This window comes from Aureisphaera galaxeae, assembly GCF_028561275.1.
Lineage (GTDB): Bacteria > Bacteroidota > Bacteroidia > Flavobacteriales > Flavobacteriaceae > Aureisphaera > Aureisphaera galaxeae.
This window is the reverse complement of the sequence record NZ_JAQQTF010000013.1, coordinates 1-3,062: the sequence shown is the minus strand read 5'-3', so window position 1 is coordinate 3,062 and position 3,062 is coordinate 1. Positions and strand designations below refer to the sequence as shown.

2 protein-coding genes are annotated in these 3,062 nt (G+C 49.1%); both read left to right on the top strand.

The genetic code is table 11. The features are described 5' to 3' along the window. Positions 1-363 (top strand): T9SS type A sorting domain-containing protein (locus POV27_RS16825; RefSeq protein ID WP_272863959.1); only part of this gene is annotated, 363 nt, incomplete at its 5' end. 101 nt (positions 364-464) lie between these two features. Continuing rightward, the coding region (locus POV27_RS20315) for a choice-of-anchor B family protein (RefSeq protein ID WP_336375841.1) at positions 465-3,062 on the top strand (2,598 nt) is incomplete at its 3' end.

Sequence of the window (3,062 nt, the reverse complement as noted above, 5' to 3'; positions counted from 1 at the left end):
GTATCGATGAAGTACAACGCCCTTCCGACGGCCTGTGAGAGTTTCACCTATGGAGAGGTGGAGGATTACATCGTGGTGATCCCGACTTCCTTCAACGGATTCTCAGGAGACGGAAACAACAGCTTACAAGGAAGTGATATAGCGTTTACCCTATATCCGAATCCAGTAAGCCGAGGTGTATTGAACGTAAAAGTTGCAAGCGCTAATGCAACTGAGTATACCATTTACAATTTGGTAGGTCAGATGGTCGCGAAGGGAGCCTTCGAAGAAACCATAGACGTATCCCAATTGCAAAGTGGAATGTATATGCTTCAAGTGACTGTCGAAGGACAGAAACTTACTGAAAGCTTTATCGTGGAGTAGTAGGGTTTCCTACCTCCAGAATTGAATAATTCCCCACCCCCCGCATGGTTACATCCTGCGGGGGTGGGGATTTTTTTTAGAACCTAACAAAATCAAAAAATATGAAAAGATCATTATACCTTTTGGTATTTGTGCTGTGTTCGGCCACAGGTTATGGCCAAACGCCGTGTCAAAATGGATTTGCGGGATCGTATCCTTGCAATGATTACGATCTTATGTCGCACATTACCCTAGCCGAAATGAGTGCAGGAGCTGGAAATGACAGCTGGGGATGGACCGACAGCCAAACGGGCAAGGAATATGCCATTATTGGCCTTAACAATGGAACTGCATTTATTGATATTTCGGATCCGGTAAATGCAGTGTATTTAGGAAAGCTTCCCACCGCGACTTCCAATAGTTCGTGGCGGGATGTAAAAGTATACAGCGATCACGCCTTTATCGTGAGTGAGGCTGCCAATCATGGAATGCAGGTCTTCGATTTAACACGCTTGAGAAACGTAACCAATCCACCACAGAACTTTACGGCAGATGCTAGGTATACCGATTTCGGGAATGCCCATAATATAGTCATCAACGAAGACTCAGGTTATGCTTACGCGGTGGGAACATCCACCTTCAATGGAGGACCACATTTTGTGAATATTCAGAATCCAACCAACCCCACGGCGGCTGGAGGATATGCTATGGACGGTTATAGTCACGATGCCCAAGTGATTACCTATAATGGGCCAGATACCGACTATACAGGTCGTGAAATCATGATAGGAAGCAATGAAAATGAAGTGGTGATTGTGGATATTACAAACAAAGCAAATCCTGTAGCCATTTCTTCTATTGCCTATCCCAATGTAGGGTATACCCATCAGGGATGGTTTACCGAAGATGTACGCTATTTTATCCTAGGGGATGAGTTGGATGAAAATAACGTAGGGTTCAATACCCGAACCATTGTTTTCGACTTTTTAGATCTGGACAATCCCCAACAGCATATGATCTACAATGGCCCTACTCCTGCTATTGATCATAATGGATATGTGAAAGGAGATATTTTTTATCTAGCCAATTATCGAGCTGGGGTTCGGATTATTGATGTATCTACCATTGGAAGTCAGAACATGACTGAAATTGGATATTTCGACACCTATCCCTCTAGTAATTCTGCAGCCTTCAATGGCGTTTGGAATGTGTATCCGTATTTCGATAGCGGAAACATTGTATTGAGTGATATTGAAGGCGGATTTTTCCTCATTAAGAAAAGCTCTGGTGGAGGAGGCGGCGGCACCTGTACGGGACAGGTTTCGGCTCCCTATACAGAGAGTTTTGAAAGCTCCATTGGAGATTGGACACAATCGGCACAGGACGATTTAAACTGGACGCGTGATAGTGGGGGAACTCCCTCTAACAACACAGGACCGTCCTCGGGAAGTGATGGCTCTTTTTATATGTATGTAGAAGCTTCCGGAAACGGAACGGGTTATCCCAATAAAAGGGCTATTTTAAATTCACCCTGTATCGATCTAAGCTCGGAAACCGAGGCTTCCTTTAATTTCGATTACCACATGTTCGGTGCTACGGACATGGGAAGCATTGATTTAGAAGCAAGCACAGACAATGGCAGTACGTGGACTTCACTATGGAGTCTAACAGGGAATCAAGGCAACCAATGGAATTCACAATCGATTAGCTTGAATGCTTATGTGGGAGGAACGGTTCAGTTACGCTTTAATAGAGTAACGGGGGGTACTTGGCAGGCCGATATTGCTATTGACAATATAACTCTACAAAGCGGAGCAGCTCCCGACACCCAAGCTCCAACTGTTCCCACGAATCTAGCTGCATCCAACATAGCGGACACTTCGCTGACGCTAACCTGGACGGCTTCTACGGACAACGTGGGTGTAACGGGCTATGAAGTGTTCCAAAATACTTCCAGCATCGGAACAACTGCAAATACAACTTTTAGTGTAACCGGACTCACTGCTGGAACCAGTTACAGTTTCACGGTTCGCGCCTTTGACGCTGCTGGGAACAACTCCGCACAGAGCGCTGCGGCCAACGCAACGACCACCGGTGGTGGCGGGGGCGGTTGTACCGGCGGTGTGACGGCTGGTTACAGCGAGGGCTTCGAGAGCTCGATCGGCGCGTGGACCCAGGCGACTGGGGACGACCTTAACTGGACGCGCGACAGCGGTGGCACGCCATCGAACAACACGGGGCCGTCCAGCGGTTCCGGCAGTACGTGGTACATGTACGTGGAGGCTTCCGGGAACGGAACGGGCTACCCTAACAAGCAGGCGATCCTGAACTCCCCCTGTATCGACCTAAGCGGCGAGACGGCCGCCAACTTCACCTTCGACTACCACATGTTCGGTTCGACGGATATGGGAAGCATCGCTGTGGAGGCGAGCACGGACGGTACGACCTGGACGAGCCTTTGGAGCCAGACGGGCAACCAGGGCAACCAGTGGAACGCCCAGAGCGTTAGCCTTAATGCCTATGCCGGCGGTACTGTGGAGCTTCGTTTCAACCGTATCACGGGTGGGACCTGGCAGGCGGATATCGCGATCGACAACGTGGCCGTTACCGCGGGTGGCGGCGGTGGGGGAACCCCTTCGACGGGCTACTGTGCGTCCAACGGTAACAACACCAACGACGAGTACATCCAGCGCGTACAGATAGGCAGCATCGACAACAGT